This window comes from Plantactinospora sp. B24E8 (genome assembly GCF_039871735.1).
Lineage (GTDB): Bacteria > Actinomycetota > Actinomycetes > Mycobacteriales > Micromonosporaceae > Plantactinospora.
Genome location: NZ_JBDPMH010000009.1, coordinates 174712 through 190151, shown reverse-complemented (window position 1 = coordinate 190151; position 15440 = coordinate 174712). Strand labels below are relative to the sequence as shown.

Sequence of the window (15440 nt, the reverse complement as noted above, 5' to 3'; positions counted from 1 at the left end):
ACTCCGGCCGGATGAGTACGTTGACCGCGCTGGCCCGGGCCGAGGCGGTCGCGGCCGGACGCGCCCAGCGGACCACCACCGTCCGGCACCTGCACCTGGGCGCCCGGCCGCTGGTGGTGATCCCGCTGGCCATGGCCGGTGAGGCGAACGCCCCGCTCGCCGCGCTGGTCGGCACCGACCGGGACAGCCCTAGGCTGCTGTTCGTACCGCAGCCCCGCAACCGTGACCAACGGTTCGGCTTCGCCGCCGAACTGGCCGGGATCGTCCTGCCCTACCTGACAGGCTTCCGGGGAGTCGCCGAGGCGGTCGCGGTCAACCGGGGCAAGGAGGTCCGGCACCGGTACGTCGACGCGCCGCAGCTGCTGGTGCCGAACTCGACCGGAATCCAGTTCATCCGGCTCTTCGGCCGGTCGACCCGGTTCCGGCGTACCGACGGGGACTATCCGGTGCATCCGTCGGTGCCGGTGCTCGGCCGCTGGCTGACGTTCCTCGCCGACCGGGCCGAACATCCCGGCTCCTGCCTGCTGCTCGGGCTCACCGAGGCGTTGACCGCGCACTGGGCGACCGGACAGTCCCCGCTGGAGGACAACCACCTGCCGGCGCTGCTCGGCTGGATCGACCCGCCACCCGGGCTGACCGGGGCGGAGGCGGCGGCGCTGGCCGAGGACCCGGTGAGCTGGCCGCCGGCCGGCCCGCTGACCGACCCGACGTTCGACAACGAGGTGCTGGCGCCGGCGATCGCCGACTACGAGGAGGCGGCCGACGACCCGGTACGCCGGGCCCGCGCCGCCGACGTGCTCGCCGACGCGCTCCGGTCGCAGCTCGAACCGACGTGGCGGCTGATGTGGCAGGGGCTGGACCTGCTCCGGGCGTTGCCGCCGGGCGGGCGGGTGGAGCAGCGCTGGGCCGAGGACCGGGACGCGTTCACCAACTTCATCCTGTACCTGGAGGAGGGCGGCTTCCCCCAGCCGCGTCGGGACGGGGCGGTCACCGCCGCGACCCGGCTGCACCGGCTGGAACGGGCCCTGCAGTCGTACGCGGTCCAGCGGGCGTACGACGATCCGCTGGTGATGGCCGACCACCGGCTGAGCGGCGAGGCGTTTGTCGGCACCGTCGTGCTGGCCGACCCGAACCGGATCGACGACAGCGGCAAACGGCGGGTACTGCGTCCCCGGATCATGCTCCGGACCAGCGACCCGGTCCAGATCATCCCGGGGGCGGCGGTCTTCTCCCCCGACCGGCCGCAGCAGAAGGCCCGGGTGGTCTTCGTCAACCCGGCGTCGGACGGGTCCGAGGGGACCGAGCTGGTGCTGGAGCTGACCGGCGGCCTCGGCCGGGCGTTGACCCCGGCACCGGGGAGCGTGCCGGAGGTCGGGAACCGGCTCTGCTACACCACACTCTCCGACGGCTTCATGCCGCCGGGCGAGTTCCCGGACCGGGAACAGACGCCGTGGACCCACGGCGGCCCGCCGACCGCGTACGAGGAGCCGGTCGAGCCGACCGCCGACGACGCCCGGGAGGAGTGGGCATGACAACGTCGCCGCCACAGCGCTGGGTGCTGCCCGGTACGCGGAATCTCGGAGTGGTGGCGCCGCGCGCCAGCCTCGACCCCGGTGCGGCGGAGCCGCCCGGAGTACGGGCCGACCGGGCGGTCGCCGCCGTCCTCGCCGACCTGCACGACGGGGAACACCGGGGCGTGGTGGTCGACTCGCCGCCCGGCGCCGGGAAATCGACGCTGGTGGTGAAGGCAGCCGGCGAGCTGGCCCAGGCCGGTGAGCCGCTGATCGTGGTCGCCCAGACGAACGAGCAGGTCGACGACCTGATCGAACGGCTCGCCCAGGCGCAGCCGGAGCTGCCGATCGGGCGACTGTCGGCGAACGACTACTCGGCGAGCGAGCGAATCCAGAACTATTCGACGGTCCGGGTCGCCGCCAAGGTCGCCGACCTCGGTGCGTCGTCGGTGATCATCGGTACGGCCGCGAAGTGGGCGATGGTTTCGGAGGGCCGCTGGCCGTGGGCGATCGTCGACGAGGCGTACCAGATGCGCTCGGACGCGCTGCTGCGGGTGGCGAGCCGGTTCGACCGGGCCCTCTTCGTCGGCGACCCGGGCCAGCTCGACCCGTTCTCCACAGTGGACACCGAACGCTGGCTCGGACTGACCTGGGACCCGATGCAGTCGGCGGTGGCCGCGCTGCTGCGACACAATCCCGACCTGCCGGTGCACCGGCTGCCGGTGTCGTGGCGGCTGCCCGCCTCGGCGGCCCCGGTGGTGGCCGAGGCGTTCTATCCGTTCACCGGCTTCTCCGCCGGGACGACGGCGGAGCAGCGGTCACTGTCGTTCACCACCGCCGGATTCGGTGGCGGGCCGGTGGACGAGGCGCTGGAGTTGGCCGCCGCGACCGGCTGGGCACTCTACGAACTGCCGGCCCGGCACACGTTACGTACCGACTCGGAGGCGGCGGCGGCCTGCGCCAAACTCGGATTGCGGCTACTGGAACGGGGCGCGGTGGCGGTCTCGGAGCGTACGCCGCAGGGGGCTCCGGTGACCGCGGACCGGATCGCGATCGGGGCCGCGCACCGCGACCAGGTCGCGGCGATCCGCGCCCGGCTCGGCGTGGCCGGTGCCGGGATCACCGTCGACACCGCCAACCGCCTCCAGGGCCGGGAGTACGACGTCACCATCGTGCTGCACCCGCTGTCGGGACGGCGGGACGCGACCGGATTCCACCTGGAGGCGGGGCGGCTGTGTGTGCTGGCGTCCCGGCACCGGCACGCCTGTGTGGTGGTGGCGAGGGCGGGGATCAGCGAGCTGCTGGACGCCCACCCGTCGACCGAGCCGGTGCACCTGAACGTACCGGTGAAGTTCCCGGACGGCTGGGAGGCCAACCAGGCGGTGATGTCCTACCTGGACGGCCGGCAGGTCGTCGCCGGCTGACCGGCAGCCGTGTGTGGTCGGCGCCGGCAGGGGAGGGCCGGCACCGGTCACACGCCGAGCGAGGCGCGGGTTGCCTGGACGATGTCGGACAGCTCCTCGAAGCAGTCGAAGCCCTCGTCGCCGTGGGCCAGTTCGACCCGGGCCATGTCGACCCCGCATTCACGCTGCCGCATCCTTACCAGCGGCTCGTCCACCAGGGAGACCGGGAAGGCCAGCGGGTCGAGGTCCCGCTCCAGGAGCCTCCCGACGCTCGCGCTGCCGCCACCGACCTGGAGCCACCCGTTCGTCCGGTCGTGGGCGACCACCCCGGCGGCGATTCCCCTCGTCCATTCGGTGAACAGCGCAGCCGCGCTGGGGGCGGCACGAACCGCCAGGTCGAGGGTGTCGGGGGGAAGCTCGTAGCGCCAGATCTCGCCCTCGTGCTCACCCGCGAGCACAAACGTGTAGAAGATGTACTCGAAGTGGAACAGCGGCATCTGCTGTCGCCAGGGAAAAGGCGTACCGATCGAGAGGCTCAGCAGGTCGAGCGGCTCACCCCCGGTCGGCCAGGCTTCGACCCATCCGCCGTTGGGCAGCAGCCGGTGCTCGTGCATTCCCTGGGAGGTCAACCAGGCCAGCTGCTCGGGCACCCGGTCCACCCCGAAGAGCCGGTAGACCAGCTCGGGCGGCTGCCCGGCCGGCGACTCCGCCGGCACCGGCCAGGCGAGGCCGGCAGCGGTCGCCGCCGTACGGTATCCGGCCACCGCGGCCCGGAGATCGCGCATGTCGTCGAGCATCAGGGGCCTCCGGCGGTGTGGTTCGGCGGCGCGGATCCTTCCCGTGCGCGGGAAGTTCCTGCCTGGCCAACGGGCGCGGGCCGGGCCAGGGTCCGGATCATCCTGCCCCACCTCGGGCGCCCGCGTCATCCCTCGATCTGTCCGGTAGCCGGGCCACGGCGGCGCGCCCGGCACCGCGGAGTGCTCAGCTGGCGCTGGGCGCTGATCCGGCGCGCCGGATCGGCATCCAGGTGGGCGGGTGATCGTTGCTCAGGAAGTCCGCGACCAACTCGGCGCAGAACTCCGGCTTCTCCTGCAACAGCAGGTGGGAGGCGTTTGGGACGATCGCGAGCTGCGAGTTCGGCAGCGCTTCGTACAACGCCACGGTGTGTTCCAGCGTCACCAGGTCGTCGTCGCCGGCCATCACCAGGGTGGGGCAGGTGACAGCCTCGAGGTCGGCCGGTTCCAGCCCGGGTTCCTCGTCAACCGCCCGGGCGATCTTCGAGATGACCACCGGGAAGTGGTCCGCACCGTCAGGCGACACCTCGGCGTACGCGGCGAGCAGCGGGGCCGGTGGCGTGCTGTCGGCGGTCGGCCGGAAGAGCATGCCGTCGGGGCGGTAGGCGCCGCTGACCAGCACCAGGCGGTCGACCAGTTCGGGGCGGCGTACGGCGACCTGGAGCGCGACCGCCGCGCCGGCGCTGTAGCCGGCCAGTCGGACCGGCCCGCCGACGGTCTTCTCGACGAAGCCGATGGTGTCCTGGGCCATCAGCTCGATCGTGATCGGCCCCGGTACGTCGGCGGTGTGGCCGTGGCCCCGACGTTCCGGCAGCAGGAGCCGGAACCGGTCGGCGAGCCGGTCCAGGTTGCCGGTGAAGCAGCGGCTGTCGGTGAGCCCACCGTGCAGCAGTACCAGCGGTTCGCCCGCGCCCCGCTCGTCGAACCACATGTGTACGCCGTTGACGTCCAGGTAGTCGGCCATCTTGTCGTTCCCCTCGTAGACGGTGTTCACCGGTTACTACGGGGCGGCGGCCGGAAACTCATCGGTGAGATGGCGCTGTGCGGGAAGTTGTTTGGTGGTTGACTGTTATGACTGGGAGTCATAATCATGCCTCTCAGTCATGTCGTCGGACCTGAACATGCGGCTCTCCTGAACATGCGGCCCTGCTGGACATGCCTCCCTGGACAGGCCGGCCGGCAGGCCGAAGACCGGGAAGAGCCGGTCGGCGTTCAGGTACGTCGTCAGTTCGGTGATCAGCCCGGCCGAGATGGTGACGACAACCAGCGCGAACGGCCGGTAGCCGGTCCCGTCGCCGGCCGGCCGGTACTGGCCGAACGCGGGTGTGCCGTTCGCGACGGTCGGCACCAACCGGGCACCGGCACAGGGATTGCCGGCCGCGCGCAGCATCTCGCGGATCTCGGCCCGGCCGCATCGCCACCAGGCGAACGGCGGCATCGAGGTGGTGGCATCCTCGTGCAGCAGCGACACCAGGGTCTCGACGTCGTACCGCTGGAAGGCGTCGCAGTAGCGAGCCAACAGATGCCGCTGCTTGACGTCGAGCGGCCGGTACGGCTCGGCGGGCGGCGTCGCCCGCAGGGTCGCCCTGGCCCGTTGCAGCGCGCTGTTCACCGAGGCGACCGTGGTGTCCAGGAGTCCGGCCACCTCGTCGGCCTGCCAGCAGAGCACCTCACGCAGGATCAGCACCGCCCGCTGCCGGGGCGGCAGGTGCTGCAGCGCGGCGACGAACGCCAGCCGGATCGTCTCGCGCTCGGCGGCCACCTCCGCCGGGTCGCCGTCGAGTCGTAGCACCCGACCATCCGGGACCGGTTGCAGCCAGGCAGACTCCGGCAGTGGTGGACCGAGGTCGGCCCCGGGTCCGGCCGCCGGGCCGAGGTCGACCGCGCGGGCTCGACGCTGGGCGCCGCGCAGCATGTCCAGGCAGATGTTGGTGGCGATCCGGTAGAGCCAGGCGCGGAGTGGGGCGCGGTCAGGGTCGTACCGGTCCCGGTTCCGCCAGGCCCGGACCAGGGTCTCCTGGACTGCGTCCTCCGCCTCGAACGGCGAGCCGAGCATCCGGTAGCAGTAGCCGGTCAACTCGACCCGGTACGGCTCCAACTCCACTTCCACGGCACCATCCCTCCGCGCCGGGCGACACACCAGCCGCTGTGATCGGCCACGTGCGGTTGCGGCGCTGACGATCTGAGCACTATGGCCCCTATCCAGACCGTATAAGGTCCATCGTGCTCAGATCATCGACGGGCTTCAGGCGGCGATGGCGCGGGCGGCGGCGTACACGTCGGGTGGGAGGGGACGGTCGAGTTCCCAGATGACCCGCATCGGACGGTCGCCGGTGTAGGACCGGAACGTCATCGGGCCGGCGTACAGGTACGCCGGAACGCCCAGGTCGCCGTCCTTGACCTTGGTTTCACGTACGAAGAGGTGCACGGTCGAGCCCTGCTCGGCGTGCCGGATGTAGCGCTGCCCGGTCGGGGAGGCGGCCGAGGTGGTGCTCTGTGACTCCCACTGGAAGAGCCGCTCGGTGATGGCACGGTCGGCGTACATGGTGGTGGGCGAGTAGTGGTGTTCGGCCTTGACCAGCGTGACAAAGAAGAGGTCGGCCCGCTCCTGCTGGACCCACTTCACCCCTTCACGGAGTTGGGTCGGGTTCGGCACACCAAAGCCGGCCAACGCCTCGTCCCGGCTGTATCGGGCATGCACCCGTAACGGCACGGCTGACGAGACCGGTCCGTGGGTGACCCGGTGGATCTGCTCCTGCAGCACGTCGGCCAGCTCTGCCAGCTCGGCGCACCGGTCCGGGTGCTCCCAGAGTCGGCGCAGCCCTTCCTCCGTACGGTCGAGTGGGATCTTGTTGCCCCAGAGCGCGACGTGCAGCAGGTTGGCCAGCCGGCCCGGAGCTGGGCGCTCCCCGGCAGCGACCCGGCGGAGCAGGTTGATCCGATCCGGGTCGTCCAGGTGCAACATCCGGCCGATCGCGGCGCCGAGGATGGCGTCATCCGGGCCGGGCTCACCCCGACCCAGGCCGGCCCGGTGGCGGAGGCCGGCCCAGCCACCGATCGTCCGGCGGCGGTACAGGTCCGCCAACTCGACGCCGGTTTCCCGTAGGAAGGTGCCGAGGCTGACGTCTCCGAGTTCCCGCAGTTCATTCGTGAGGTTGTTGGTCGAGTTGGGCAGCGCCGACCTAAGGTTTGCCAGTACGACGTCCTTGGCCACCCGGTCCAGCTCGATGTGGCAGCCGCTGGGCAGGTGGGGGAAATCCTGGATGAGCGCCTCGGTCAGGGCGCGGCGACTCACCCCGGTCAGCGCCCGCCACCGCAGGTCGAACCGGAAGTTGGCGTGCTGCCCGCCGATGAAGTCGAGTACGGTCAGGCAGGCCTTGCCCTTGTCGAGGCGCAGGCCACGACCGAGCTGCTGGAGGAAGATGGTCGCGCTCTCGGTGGGCCGCAGCAGCAGGATCGTGTCGACCATCGGCAGGTCGACACCCTCGTTGAACAGGTCGACGGTGAAGAGGACCAGCAGCTCACCGGCACGGAACTGGTCGATCAGCCGGCGCCGGTCGGCCGGGTCGATTTTCGAGGTGACGGCAGCCGAGGGCACGCCGGCCCGGCTGAACGATGTCGCCATGAACTCCGCGTGGGCGACGCTGACGCAGAAGCCGAGCGCCCGCATCTGGCCGACCTCGACCTTGTCGCGTACGGCCTGGAGGACCTTCGCGGCCCGCGCGTCGTTGCCGGTGTAGAGGTTGCTGAGTTCGCCCTGGTCATAGCCCTGCCCCCGCCGCCAGCGCAGGTTCGACAGGTCAACATCGTCGTGTACGCCGAAGTACTGGAACGGCGCGAGAAGCTGCCGTTCCAACGCCTCCCAGAGATGCAGCTCGACGGCGGTCCGGCCGTCGAACCAGTGCCGAACGTTCTGACCGTCGGCCCGGTCCGGGGTCGCGGTCAGCCCGAGCAGTTCACGTGGTTGCAGCCGCGCCAGCAGTCGGGTGTAGGTCGGCGCCTCCGCGTGGTGGAACTCGTCCACGATCACCATGTCGAAGCGGTCCGGGGGCAGGTCTTCGTCGCCGAGCCGGTGCAGGGACTGGACCGAGGCGAAGACGTACCGCCATTCGCTCGGCTTCTCACCGTTGACCAGAAGCTCGCCGAAGGTGCCGTCGCGCAGCACGTGCCGGAACACCGACCGGCTCTGCCGGAGGATCTGCTCCTGGTGAGCGACGAAGAGCAGCGTTTTCGCCCGACCCTCGGCCCGCAGGTGCCGGTAGTCGAGGGCGGCGACCACGGTCTTTCCGGTGCCGGTGGCCATCACCACCAGGTTGCGGTGCCGGTCGTGGACCAGCCGCTCGGCTTCGAGGTCAGCGAGGATGAGCCGCTGGTAGCCGTACGGGTGGACGTCGATGTTGGCGATCTCGACGTTTGCCTCGACGGTGTCGATCAGCCGCTCGCCGCGCGGTAGCCGCTGCCGACGCTCGCCCTGCAGTGCCGCCTTCAACCGCTCGGCGTCCCGGGCCGGGTCGTACTCCTCGAAGGCCGGGTCATTCCAGTAGTCCGCGAACGTCGTCTCAAACGTGTCGATGACGTACGGCTGCTCCAGGCCGGAGACCCGGATGTTCCACTCCAGGCCGTCGACCAGGGCGGCCCGGGACAGGTTCGACGAGCCGACGTACGCGGTGGTCACCCCGGTCTCGCGGTGGAACAGCCACGCCTTTGCGTGCAGCCGGGTGGTCCTGGTCTCGTACGAGATCCTGATGCTCGCGCCCAGCTTGGCGAGCTGGTGGACGGCGCGTTGGTCGGTCGCGCCAAGGTAGGTCGTGGTGATCACCCGGAGTTCGCCACCGCGCTCGATCAGCTCGCGGATCGAGGTTTCGAGCATACGTACGCCCTGCCAGGTGATGAAGGCACAGAGCAGGTCGACCCGGTCCGCGGAGGCCATCTCGGTGTTGACCTCGTGGCCGATCCGCGGCTGGTGCCGACCGTTGACCAGCAGGGCGCCCGTTGACAGCGGGGTGGCCGGACGGGCGGGAAAGTGCGGCGTGGCCGGCAGCGTCGGAGGCTTCGCGATCGCGGTGAGAAGCTGCTGGTGCGCCTTCGCCACCTGGTCGTCGTCGGTGGCGGCCTGGGGTTCGAGTGCGGCGATGCTCTCGGCGATGCGGTTGGCCATGTCGACCTGCCGGGACAGCCGCTCGTTGTCGTCGCTGCCGCCGGCCGCACGCAACGCCCGCCGCACCAGGCCGGCGATGTGCCGGGTGAGGATGGTGTCGGCGTCAGCCGGATCGAGCCTGTCCCGTTGGACCAGGTCGGCCTTGATCTGTTCGAGCTGGCTCGCCACCTCGTTGGTGACCAACCGTTCGTGGATCCCGGGTGCCAACTCCGTCACCCGGGCGAGAGTAGCCCGTCCAGCACAGGCGGGAATCCCCCGTGTCGGCGTGTCTCACGTCCCGTCGGCCTCGGACCGGGCCGCCGCCGGTTGCGTTCTTCCGGACTCTTTCGCCAGCTGCCTCTGGCTCCGACTGGCGCTTTCCAGGTTCGTGTACGGCGCGGCCGAGTTCGAAAGCCAGCCGTGTCGCCTCGTACGCCTGCTCGGCGCCCGGTTCAGCCATGCGCCGCTCCCGCATAGCGGCCCAACTGCCAACCTCGCCCATGGCCTTTATACCTCCCTGTCCAGGGCCTGGTGTGCCTCGTTGATACACCGTGCCAATACCCGATCTGCCCGAGCGACCTCCTGGTCGTCGCGGATGCGCGCCTTCTGGAGACCGTCAGGGCGTCAGCTCTCCTGATCGGCGTAGCCGGCGTACGTCTTCGACCAACTCGGGCCAGCGGAAACGGGCGTCCGGCGACGACGGTCGTGGTGCCTCGGTGGGGGTGAAGTGGACCCCCGCCTTCTGGAGGACCTGGACGTGGTGCGGGTACGCGGGATGGGTGGTGAGCGCCGACTTGGCGTACGGGGAGACGAGGATGGGGGCCCGGAGCCCCAGCATCTCGTTGAGGACGCCCAGGGCGAAGTTGTCGCTGATCCCGAGCGCCCACTTGTTGATCGTGTTGAAGGTGGCGGGCGCGACCAGCAGCGCCTCCGCGTCGGGTAGCGCGCCCGGCGCGCCCGGCCGCCGCCAGGCCGATCGCACTGGGTAGCCAGTCTGGTTGGTAAATGCCTCAGTGTCGATCCAGGTCGCGGCCGTCGGGGTGGCAACGACGCATACCGTCCAGTTGTCTTCGAGAAGAAGATCGACCAGCTCGCCGATCTGTTGGGCCGGGGGCGCGGCACACACCACGACACACAGCACGGACCGTCGCTCGCTCATGCCAGCAAGTTCAGCACGTAGCAGTTACGGATCGATAGGCGTACCGTCTGGGTACACGATGTACCCAACGCGGTGAGGTGCGCCATGACGGACCAGACCGAGCCCACTCCCGGCAAGCGGGTCGAGCGCCTTCGCCGCGCGGCGGGTCTCTCCCGGGAACGGCTTGCCGGCCTCGCCGGCCTCTCTCCAACCACCGTCAAGTTCATCGAGAACGGCAAGCGTTCACTGACTCTTCGGGCCGCCCAGCAGATCGCGCCGCACCTCGGCGTACGCGACCTCGGAGACCTGTTCGGGCCCGCCGTCACGCTCTCCCTCGACGTCCGACCCGGTCATCCCAGCGTCGAGGACGTCCGTCGTGCCCTGACCGCCTGGCACGTCAACGTCACCGGCGAACCAGCCTCGCCCGACTACCTCCGAGGTGCAGTCGACTCGGCGTGGCAGACCTGGCACACGTCCCGGCACCAGCGATCCGAGGCCGGCGCCATCCTGCCGGGTCTACTGGACGCCGCACAGCGGGCGGTTCGGCTGCACAGCGGCACGGAACGCCGACAGTCGCTTGCCATGCTGGCCCAGGTGTACCACCTGGCCCAGGCGTTCCTGGCCTGGCACGGGGACCGCGAGTTGTGCTGGTTGACCGTCGACCGGGGGATGACCGCAGCCCTGGACGCGGACGATCCGCTCGCCATCGCCCAGGCGAGCTGGTACGCGGCTCACCTGCTTCGCTCTGTCGGTCGCGGTGACGAGGCGCTGGCCCGCCTCGGTGAGGCGCGGGCGCTTATCGAAACCCGAGTGGCGGACGGCCCGACCGAGTGCGCCGAGATGCTTGCCGACCTGCACCTCTGTATGGCGCTTACCCGGGCCCGTACCGGAGATCAGGGGGCCTGGTCGGACTGGGAGATCGCCCGCGAGGTGGTGCACCGGATATTGCCGGCCGACTTCGTCGGGTTGCGTACCCGGGTTTCTCGCCCACTGGTTGAGGTCTACGCGGTGATGTGTGCCGTTGATCTGGGCGATCCGGACGAGGCGCAGCGCCGGGCGCACTCGCTCGACCCCACGTCGATCCCGTCGACCGAGCGGCGCGGCCGGCACTATGTGGAGTTGGCGCGCAGTGCCGACCTGGAAGGTGCCAGGGAGGCGACGCTTCATCTGCTGCACAAGGCGGACGTGACCTCGCCGGAGACGGTTCGGTACAGCCCGGCCGCGAGAGACATGCTCGACCGCCTGGTGAACGAGGCTCCGGCATCGATCCGGGCCGAGGCGGTGGATCTCGCTCAACGGGTGGGTCTGACTCCATAGGGGAACATGTCGTAACCGGGTACGTGCTGTACCCCTTCGCCTACTTTCGGGCATCTAACGTGGTCGCACGGTCGCGGCGAAGAAGTCGCATCGCAGGCCGAATGGTGTAGCTGCCTGCGTAGCTGTTCGTCCCGCCGTGACCGCCCCGATCGGACGCGGTAGCACGACCTTCGTCAGCATCGAATATCGCCGCGCCGCGTCCGCCCTGGCCGGGATCGGTGCGGTCCCCCCCGTGCAGCGGTCCCGGCCTTCCCAGCCGGGTGTGACGGTCGGCGCTGGTCAGGCTCGGCCGCCATGCCCCTTGATCTGTGGAGCGTTAGGTGGGCATCTGGAAACGCTGGAGGCAGCGGCGGTTGACCGCACTTTTTGAGCGGCATGCGGCCGAGATTTACGCAGCGGCTCTCGAAGATGATGCCGAGGAAGCGGAGGCCGCGCGCCAGCGCGTACTTGAGCTGGCTCGGCGGCACGAAACCGGGCAGGAGGACGACCAGTCACGACGTACCCGGATCTGGTGTGACGCCCGGGTCGACGGACCCGGCGGCCGCCGCTGCTGCCGGCCCGCCCACCACCCCGGCGCCTGTGCCTCCGACCGGAAGTAGGTGGCGACCGGGAGTGCTGCCAATCAGATAGGCGGCGTCCGCAGCGGCCATCTCGGCGTACGCCGAGGCCAGCTCCTGCGGGGTGAAGGCGCCGTGCTCGGCCTGCCACTGCTGGACCACCGTCCGGCCGGCCCGCAAGCGCAGCTCACGCTCGATCGCACCGACGGAGAATCGGGAAAGCGGCACATCCTCGTCCTCTCCTGGTCATCCATCGACTGACGTGAGACGGTTGATCGTAGCGTGTCTGGGTGGCCACAAGGGGTGATGAGCGTGGCGGTAGTTGACGGTCCATCTGCCTGGGCGATCGAGCGATTCGGGTTCACACTCGCAGTGCAGCTGTGGCGCCGAGTACCGGCGGCAATGCACCGGGCCGTCGAACGCGCGAGGGACGCGCGAGACGCATCTGAGATGACCAGCGACCACGCTTTCGGTTCGGTGCGTTGGCTCGTGCAGTACGAGGAGCTGCTCAACCATCTCGAGGGCCTGCCGGAGACCGTCTCGGTACGTCCACCGCGTGCCCAGTTTCGGATCACGATCTGTGCCGGCCATCTCCTCCTGCCCTGGCGCTACTCGGCGAAGAGCGACGTACCGATGGATTTCGTGCGACCGAACCGAACCTTCAGCCGGTTCGCCCGTGACCTGCTGCGTCTGTTCGGCCCGGAGCCGAGGTTCACCCAGGATCCGCTTCCGCTGATGCCACCGCATCCCGAGCACGACCGCGACCTGTCCGAGCTGCGTGGCGCCGTCGAGGATCTGACCCTGGAGCCGAAGGTGCTGTCCATTCCCTGGTCGCCATCCGGAGCAACGCGCCGCCGCAATGCTTACCGTCAGCCGTCCTGCTGACGGTCCAGGCGATCGCGGAGTGCCGCCGCGATCTCGCCGGCCGCGACGAGCTGCTCCGGGGTGAGGGCGTCGACGAAGAGTTCGCGGATCGCCCGCAGGTGCGGGTACGTGGACCGCTGGAACGCTTCGGCGCCGGCCTCGGTGAGCAGCACCTCCGCTCCGCGGGGGTCGGCGGCGGACTCCTGGCGCCGGATGAGGCCGCGCCGCTCCATCCGCCCCAGGTGGTGGGAGAGCCGGCTCCGTTCCCAGCCGATCCGGGTCGCGAGTTCGGACGAGCGTAGCTGCCGGTCCTCCGCCTCGCTGAGGGCGAGCAGCACGGCGTAGTCGCCCGGCGAGAGCGCGCACTCGGTCTGCAGGCGGGACGTGAGCCGGGACCCGAGCGTCTGGGTGGTCTCGATGAAGTCCCGCCAGATCCGGAGCTGCTCGGCGGTCGGAAGCTGGCGGCCCCCTCTGCCGGGTGTGGCGTTTGTCATCTGGCTCCCCCTGATTGACATGTCAACCACAGGCTAGCATTGTTGACGTGTCAAGCACCTGAGGCTTCCGGCCCCGGGTGTCGCCGGCCGGGGAGTACGTGAGGGAGGGACGATGACAGCGGACAACTTCGAACTGGGACTCAACTCGTTCGGGGAGGTGGCCACAGACGGCGGCCGGGTCCTCAGCGACGCCGAGACGGTACGGCTGCTCGTCGACGAGGCGCGGCTCGCGGAGTCGGTCGGACTCGACGTGTTCAGCGTGGGCGAGCACTACCGGCAGGGCCACAACGACTCGGCGACACCCGTACTGCTCGCCGCGATCGCCACCGCGACCGAGCGGATCCGCCTCGGCACCTCCGTCACCGTGCTCAGCACCAACGACCCGGTACGGCTCTACCACGAGTTCTCGACCCTCGACGCGGTCTCGAACGGCCGTGCGCAGATCGTCCTCGGCCGCGCCTCGGCGACCGAGTCGTTCCCGCTGTTCGGCTACGACCTCGCCGACTACGAGCGACTGTTCGAGGAGAAGCTCGACCTCTTCGTCCGGCTCCAGGGCGACGAACCGGTCACCTGGTCTGGAACGGTACGCACCCCGCTGGTCGGGCAGCGACTGCACCCGCGCATGCGTCCCGGCGGCATCCCGACCTGGATCGGCGTCGGCGGCAGCCCCAACTCGGTGGCCCGGGCCGCCCGCTACGGGCTCCCGCTCATGCTCGCGATCATCGGCGGGCGCCCGCAACGGTTCGCCGGCCACGTCGACCTCTACCTCCGGGCACTCGAACAGGCCGGCCATCCGGTACGCCCGATCGGGCAGCACTCGCTCGGCCTGGTCGCCGACACCGACGAGGAGGCCGTGGAGACCTGGTGGCGGTACTGGCAGCCGGTGGTCACGGCGCTCGCCGAGGAGCGCGGCTTCTACAGGCCGGACCGCACCCGCTACGAGATCGAACTCGCCACGGGCGCGCTGTTCGTCGGGTCTCCGGAGACGGTGGCCCGGAAGATCGCGAAAACCGCCCGCGACCTGCGGCTGAGTCGCTTCGATCTCAAGTACGACATCATGCACCTGCCGCGCGACGCCCGCGTGCGCACCATCGAGCTGCTCGGCAGCGAGGTCGCGCCCCGGGTCCGGGAACTGCTCGCGAAGGAGCCCACCCATGTCTGATCTCGTGTTCGGCCTCGACAGCTTCGGCGACGTCCCGGCGGGCGACTCCGGCGCACTCGTCTCGCACGCCGCGGCGATCCGCCAGGTCGTCGACGAGGCGGTACTCGCCGACGAACTCGGCGTCGACGTCATCGCCCTCGGCGAACACCACCGACCGGAGTACTCGGTGTCGACCCCGGAAACCGTACTGGCCGGGATCGCCACCCGTACCTCACGGATCCGCCTCGCCTCAGGGGTCACCGTGCTGAGCTCCGACGACCCCGTCCGGGTCTTCCAGCGCTTCGCCACCGTGGACGCGCTGTCGCACGGCCGGGCCGAGGTCATCCTCGGCCGTGGCTCGTTCACCGAGTCCTTTCCCCTGTTCGGTTACGACCTGCGCGACTACGACGTACTGTTCGAAGAGAAGATCGAACTGTTCGTGAAACTGTTGGAGGAGAAGCCGGTCACCTGGAGCGGCACCGTGCGGGCCCCGCTCGAGCAGGCCGACGTGTTCCCGAAAACGGAATCCGGGCGCCTGCGCACCTGGGTCGGCGTTGGCGGCTCACCGCAGTCGGTCGTCCGGACCGCCCGCTACGGGCTCCCGCTCATGCTCGCCATCATCGGCGGCGCCCCCGAGCGCTTCGCACCGTACATCGACCTCTACCGGCGGGCAGCCGAGCAGCTCGGAACGACCGCCCACCCGGTCGGGATGCACTCGCCAGGCTTCGTCGCCGACACCGACGAGGAGGCGAAGGAAGTGTTCTGGCCGTCCTACCGGATCATGCGGGACCGGATCGGCGCGCTGCGGGGCTGGCCACCGGTCCGTCGCGCCGAGTTCGACGCCGAGGTGGCGCAGGGGTCGCTCTACATCGGCTCACCCGAGACCGTGGCCCGCCGGATCGCCCGCGCGGTCCGCAGCCTCGGCGTCGGCCGGTTCGACCTCATCTACACCGTCGGGCCGCAGCCGGTGAGCGCCCGGATGCGCGCCGTCGAACTGTACGGCACCACGGTGATTCCCCTGGTCCGTGACATCCTGGCCAGTTGAGCCAACCAGTTGGCCCGGCGAGCTGACCGGGCCATCGGA

13 protein-coding genes are annotated in these 15440 nt (G+C 70.2%); 6 read left to right on the top strand and 7 right to left on the bottom strand.

Annotation, left to right across the window (positions count from 1 at the left end):
* The first annotated feature begins 11 nt into the window (after positions 1 to 11).
* Together ABGB21_RS16785 and ABGB21_RS16780 are read left to right on the top strand one after the other, a co-directional pair.
* Positions 12 to 1532, top strand: a complete 1521-nt coding sequence (locus ABGB21_RS16785) for a hypothetical protein (protein WP_347678453.1) — start codon at positions 12 to 14, stop codon at positions 1530 to 1532.
* Positions 1529 to 2935, top strand: a complete 1407-nt coding sequence (locus tag ABGB21_RS16780; RefSeq protein WP_347678451.1) for an AAA domain-containing protein — start codon at positions 1529 to 1531, stop codon at positions 2933 to 2935. The genes ABGB21_RS16785 and ABGB21_RS16780 overlap by 4 nt, the downstream gene beginning before the upstream one ends.
* 47 nt (positions 2936 to 2982) lie before the next feature.
* Here ABGB21_RS16780 and ABGB21_RS16775 read toward each other — a convergent pair whose 3' ends face one another.
* From ABGB21_RS16775 to ABGB21_RS16755, 5 genes are all read right to left on the bottom strand, one after another.
* Positions 2983 to 3711, bottom strand: a complete 729-nt coding sequence (locus ABGB21_RS16775; RefSeq protein WP_347678449.1) for a hypothetical protein — start codon at positions 3709 to 3711, stop codon at positions 2983 to 2985.
* 184 nt (positions 3712 to 3895) lie between these two features.
* Positions 3896 to 4702, bottom strand: a complete 807-nt coding sequence (locus ABGB21_RS16770; RefSeq protein WP_347651858.1) for an alpha/beta hydrolase — start codon at positions 4700 to 4702, stop codon at positions 3896 to 3898.
* A gap of 75 nt (positions 4703 to 4777) precedes the next feature.
* Positions 4778 to 5848, bottom strand: a complete 1071-nt coding sequence (locus tag ABGB21_RS16765) for a sigma-70 family RNA polymerase sigma factor (RefSeq protein WP_347678447.1) — start codon at positions 5846 to 5848, stop codon at positions 4778 to 4780.
* 105 nt (positions 5849 to 5953) lie between these two features.
* A complete protein-coding gene (locus tag ABGB21_RS16760) occupies positions 5954 to 9082 on the bottom strand; it encodes a DUF3427 domain-containing protein (RefSeq protein ID WP_347678445.1) in 3129 nt (1042 codons plus the stop codon).
* Positions 9083 to 9461: 379 nt separating this feature from the next.
* Positions 9462 to 10004, bottom strand: a complete 543-nt coding sequence (locus tag ABGB21_RS16755; RefSeq protein ID WP_347651855.1) for a flavoprotein — start codon at positions 10002 to 10004, stop codon at positions 9462 to 9464.
* A gap of 84 nt (positions 10005 to 10088) precedes the next feature.
* Here ABGB21_RS16755 and ABGB21_RS16750 point away from each other — a divergent pair, with 84 nt between their 5' ends.
* Positions 10089 to 11300, top strand: a complete 1212-nt coding sequence (locus ABGB21_RS16750; RefSeq protein WP_347651854.1) for a helix-turn-helix transcriptional regulator — start codon at positions 10089 to 10091, stop codon at positions 11298 to 11300.
* Between the two features lie 491 nt (positions 11301 to 11791).
* On the opposite strand, the gene ABGB21_RS16745 is transcribed toward ABGB21_RS16750, so the two are convergent.
* A complete protein-coding gene (locus tag ABGB21_RS16745) occupies positions 11792 to 12085 on the bottom strand; it encodes a hypothetical protein (RefSeq protein WP_347651853.1) in 294 nt (97 codons plus the stop codon).
* 84 nt (positions 12086 to 12169) lie between these two features.
* Between ABGB21_RS16745 and ABGB21_RS16740 the strand changes: the two genes are divergently transcribed.
* Positions 12170 to 12742, top strand: a complete 573-nt coding sequence (locus ABGB21_RS16740; protein WP_347651852.1) for a hypothetical protein — start codon at positions 12170 to 12172, stop codon at positions 12740 to 12742.
* Here the strand turns inward: ABGB21_RS16740 and ABGB21_RS16735 are convergent.
* Complete coding sequence (locus ABGB21_RS16735) at positions 12727 to 13215, bottom strand: MarR family transcriptional regulator (protein ID WP_347678443.1); 489 nt, start codon at positions 13213 to 13215, stop codon at positions 12727 to 12729. The two genes, ABGB21_RS16740 and ABGB21_RS16735, sit on opposite strands and share 16 nt — an antisense overlap.
* 112 nt (positions 13216 to 13327) lie before the next feature.
* Here ABGB21_RS16735 and ABGB21_RS16730 point away from each other — a divergent pair, with 112 nt between their 5' ends.
* Positions 13328 to 14377 carry an LLM class flavin-dependent oxidoreductase gene (locus ABGB21_RS16730; protein ID WP_347678441.1) on the top strand — a complete coding sequence of 350 codons (1050 nt, stop codon included), beginning with the start codon at positions 13328 to 13330 and terminating at the stop codon, positions 14375 to 14377.
* Complete coding sequence (locus ABGB21_RS16725) at positions 14370 to 15401, top strand: LLM class flavin-dependent oxidoreductase (protein ID WP_347678439.1); 1032 nt, start codon at positions 14370 to 14372, stop codon at positions 15399 to 15401. Before ABGB21_RS16730 ends, ABGB21_RS16725 begins: the two co-directional genes overlap by 8 nt.
* Positions 15402 to 15440 lie beyond the last annotated feature (39 nt).

Coding starts and splice junctions, on each gene's coding strand:
- ABGB21_RS16785 (WP_347678453.1), top strand. CDS start 12: ATGAGTACGTTGACCGCGCTGGCCCGGGCCGAGGCGGTCGCGGCCGGA.
- ABGB21_RS16780 (WP_347678451.1), top strand. CDS start 1,529: ATGACAACGTCGCCGCCACAGCGCTGGGTGCTGCCCGGTACGCGGAAT.
- ABGB21_RS16775 (WP_347678449.1), bottom strand. CDS start 3,711: ATGCTCGACGACATGCGCGATCTCCGGGCCGCGGTGGCCGGATACCGT.
- ABGB21_RS16755 (WP_347651855.1), bottom strand. CDS start 10,004: ATGAGCGAGCGACGGTCCGTGCTGTGTGTCGTGGTGTGTGCCGCGCCC.
- ABGB21_RS16750 (WP_347651854.1), top strand. CDS start 10,089: ATGACGGACCAGACCGAGCCCACTCCCGGCAAGCGGGTCGAGCGCCTT.
- ABGB21_RS16735 (WP_347678443.1), bottom strand. CDS start 13,215: ATGACAAACGCCACACCCGGCAGAGGGGGCCGCCAGCTTCCGACCGCC.
- ABGB21_RS16730 (WP_347678441.1), top strand. CDS start 13,328: ATGACAGCGGACAACTTCGAACTGGGACTCAACTCGTTCGGGGAGGTG.
- ABGB21_RS16725 (WP_347678439.1), top strand. CDS start 14,370: ATGTCTGATCTCGTGTTCGGCCTCGACAGCTTCGGCGACGTCCCGGCG.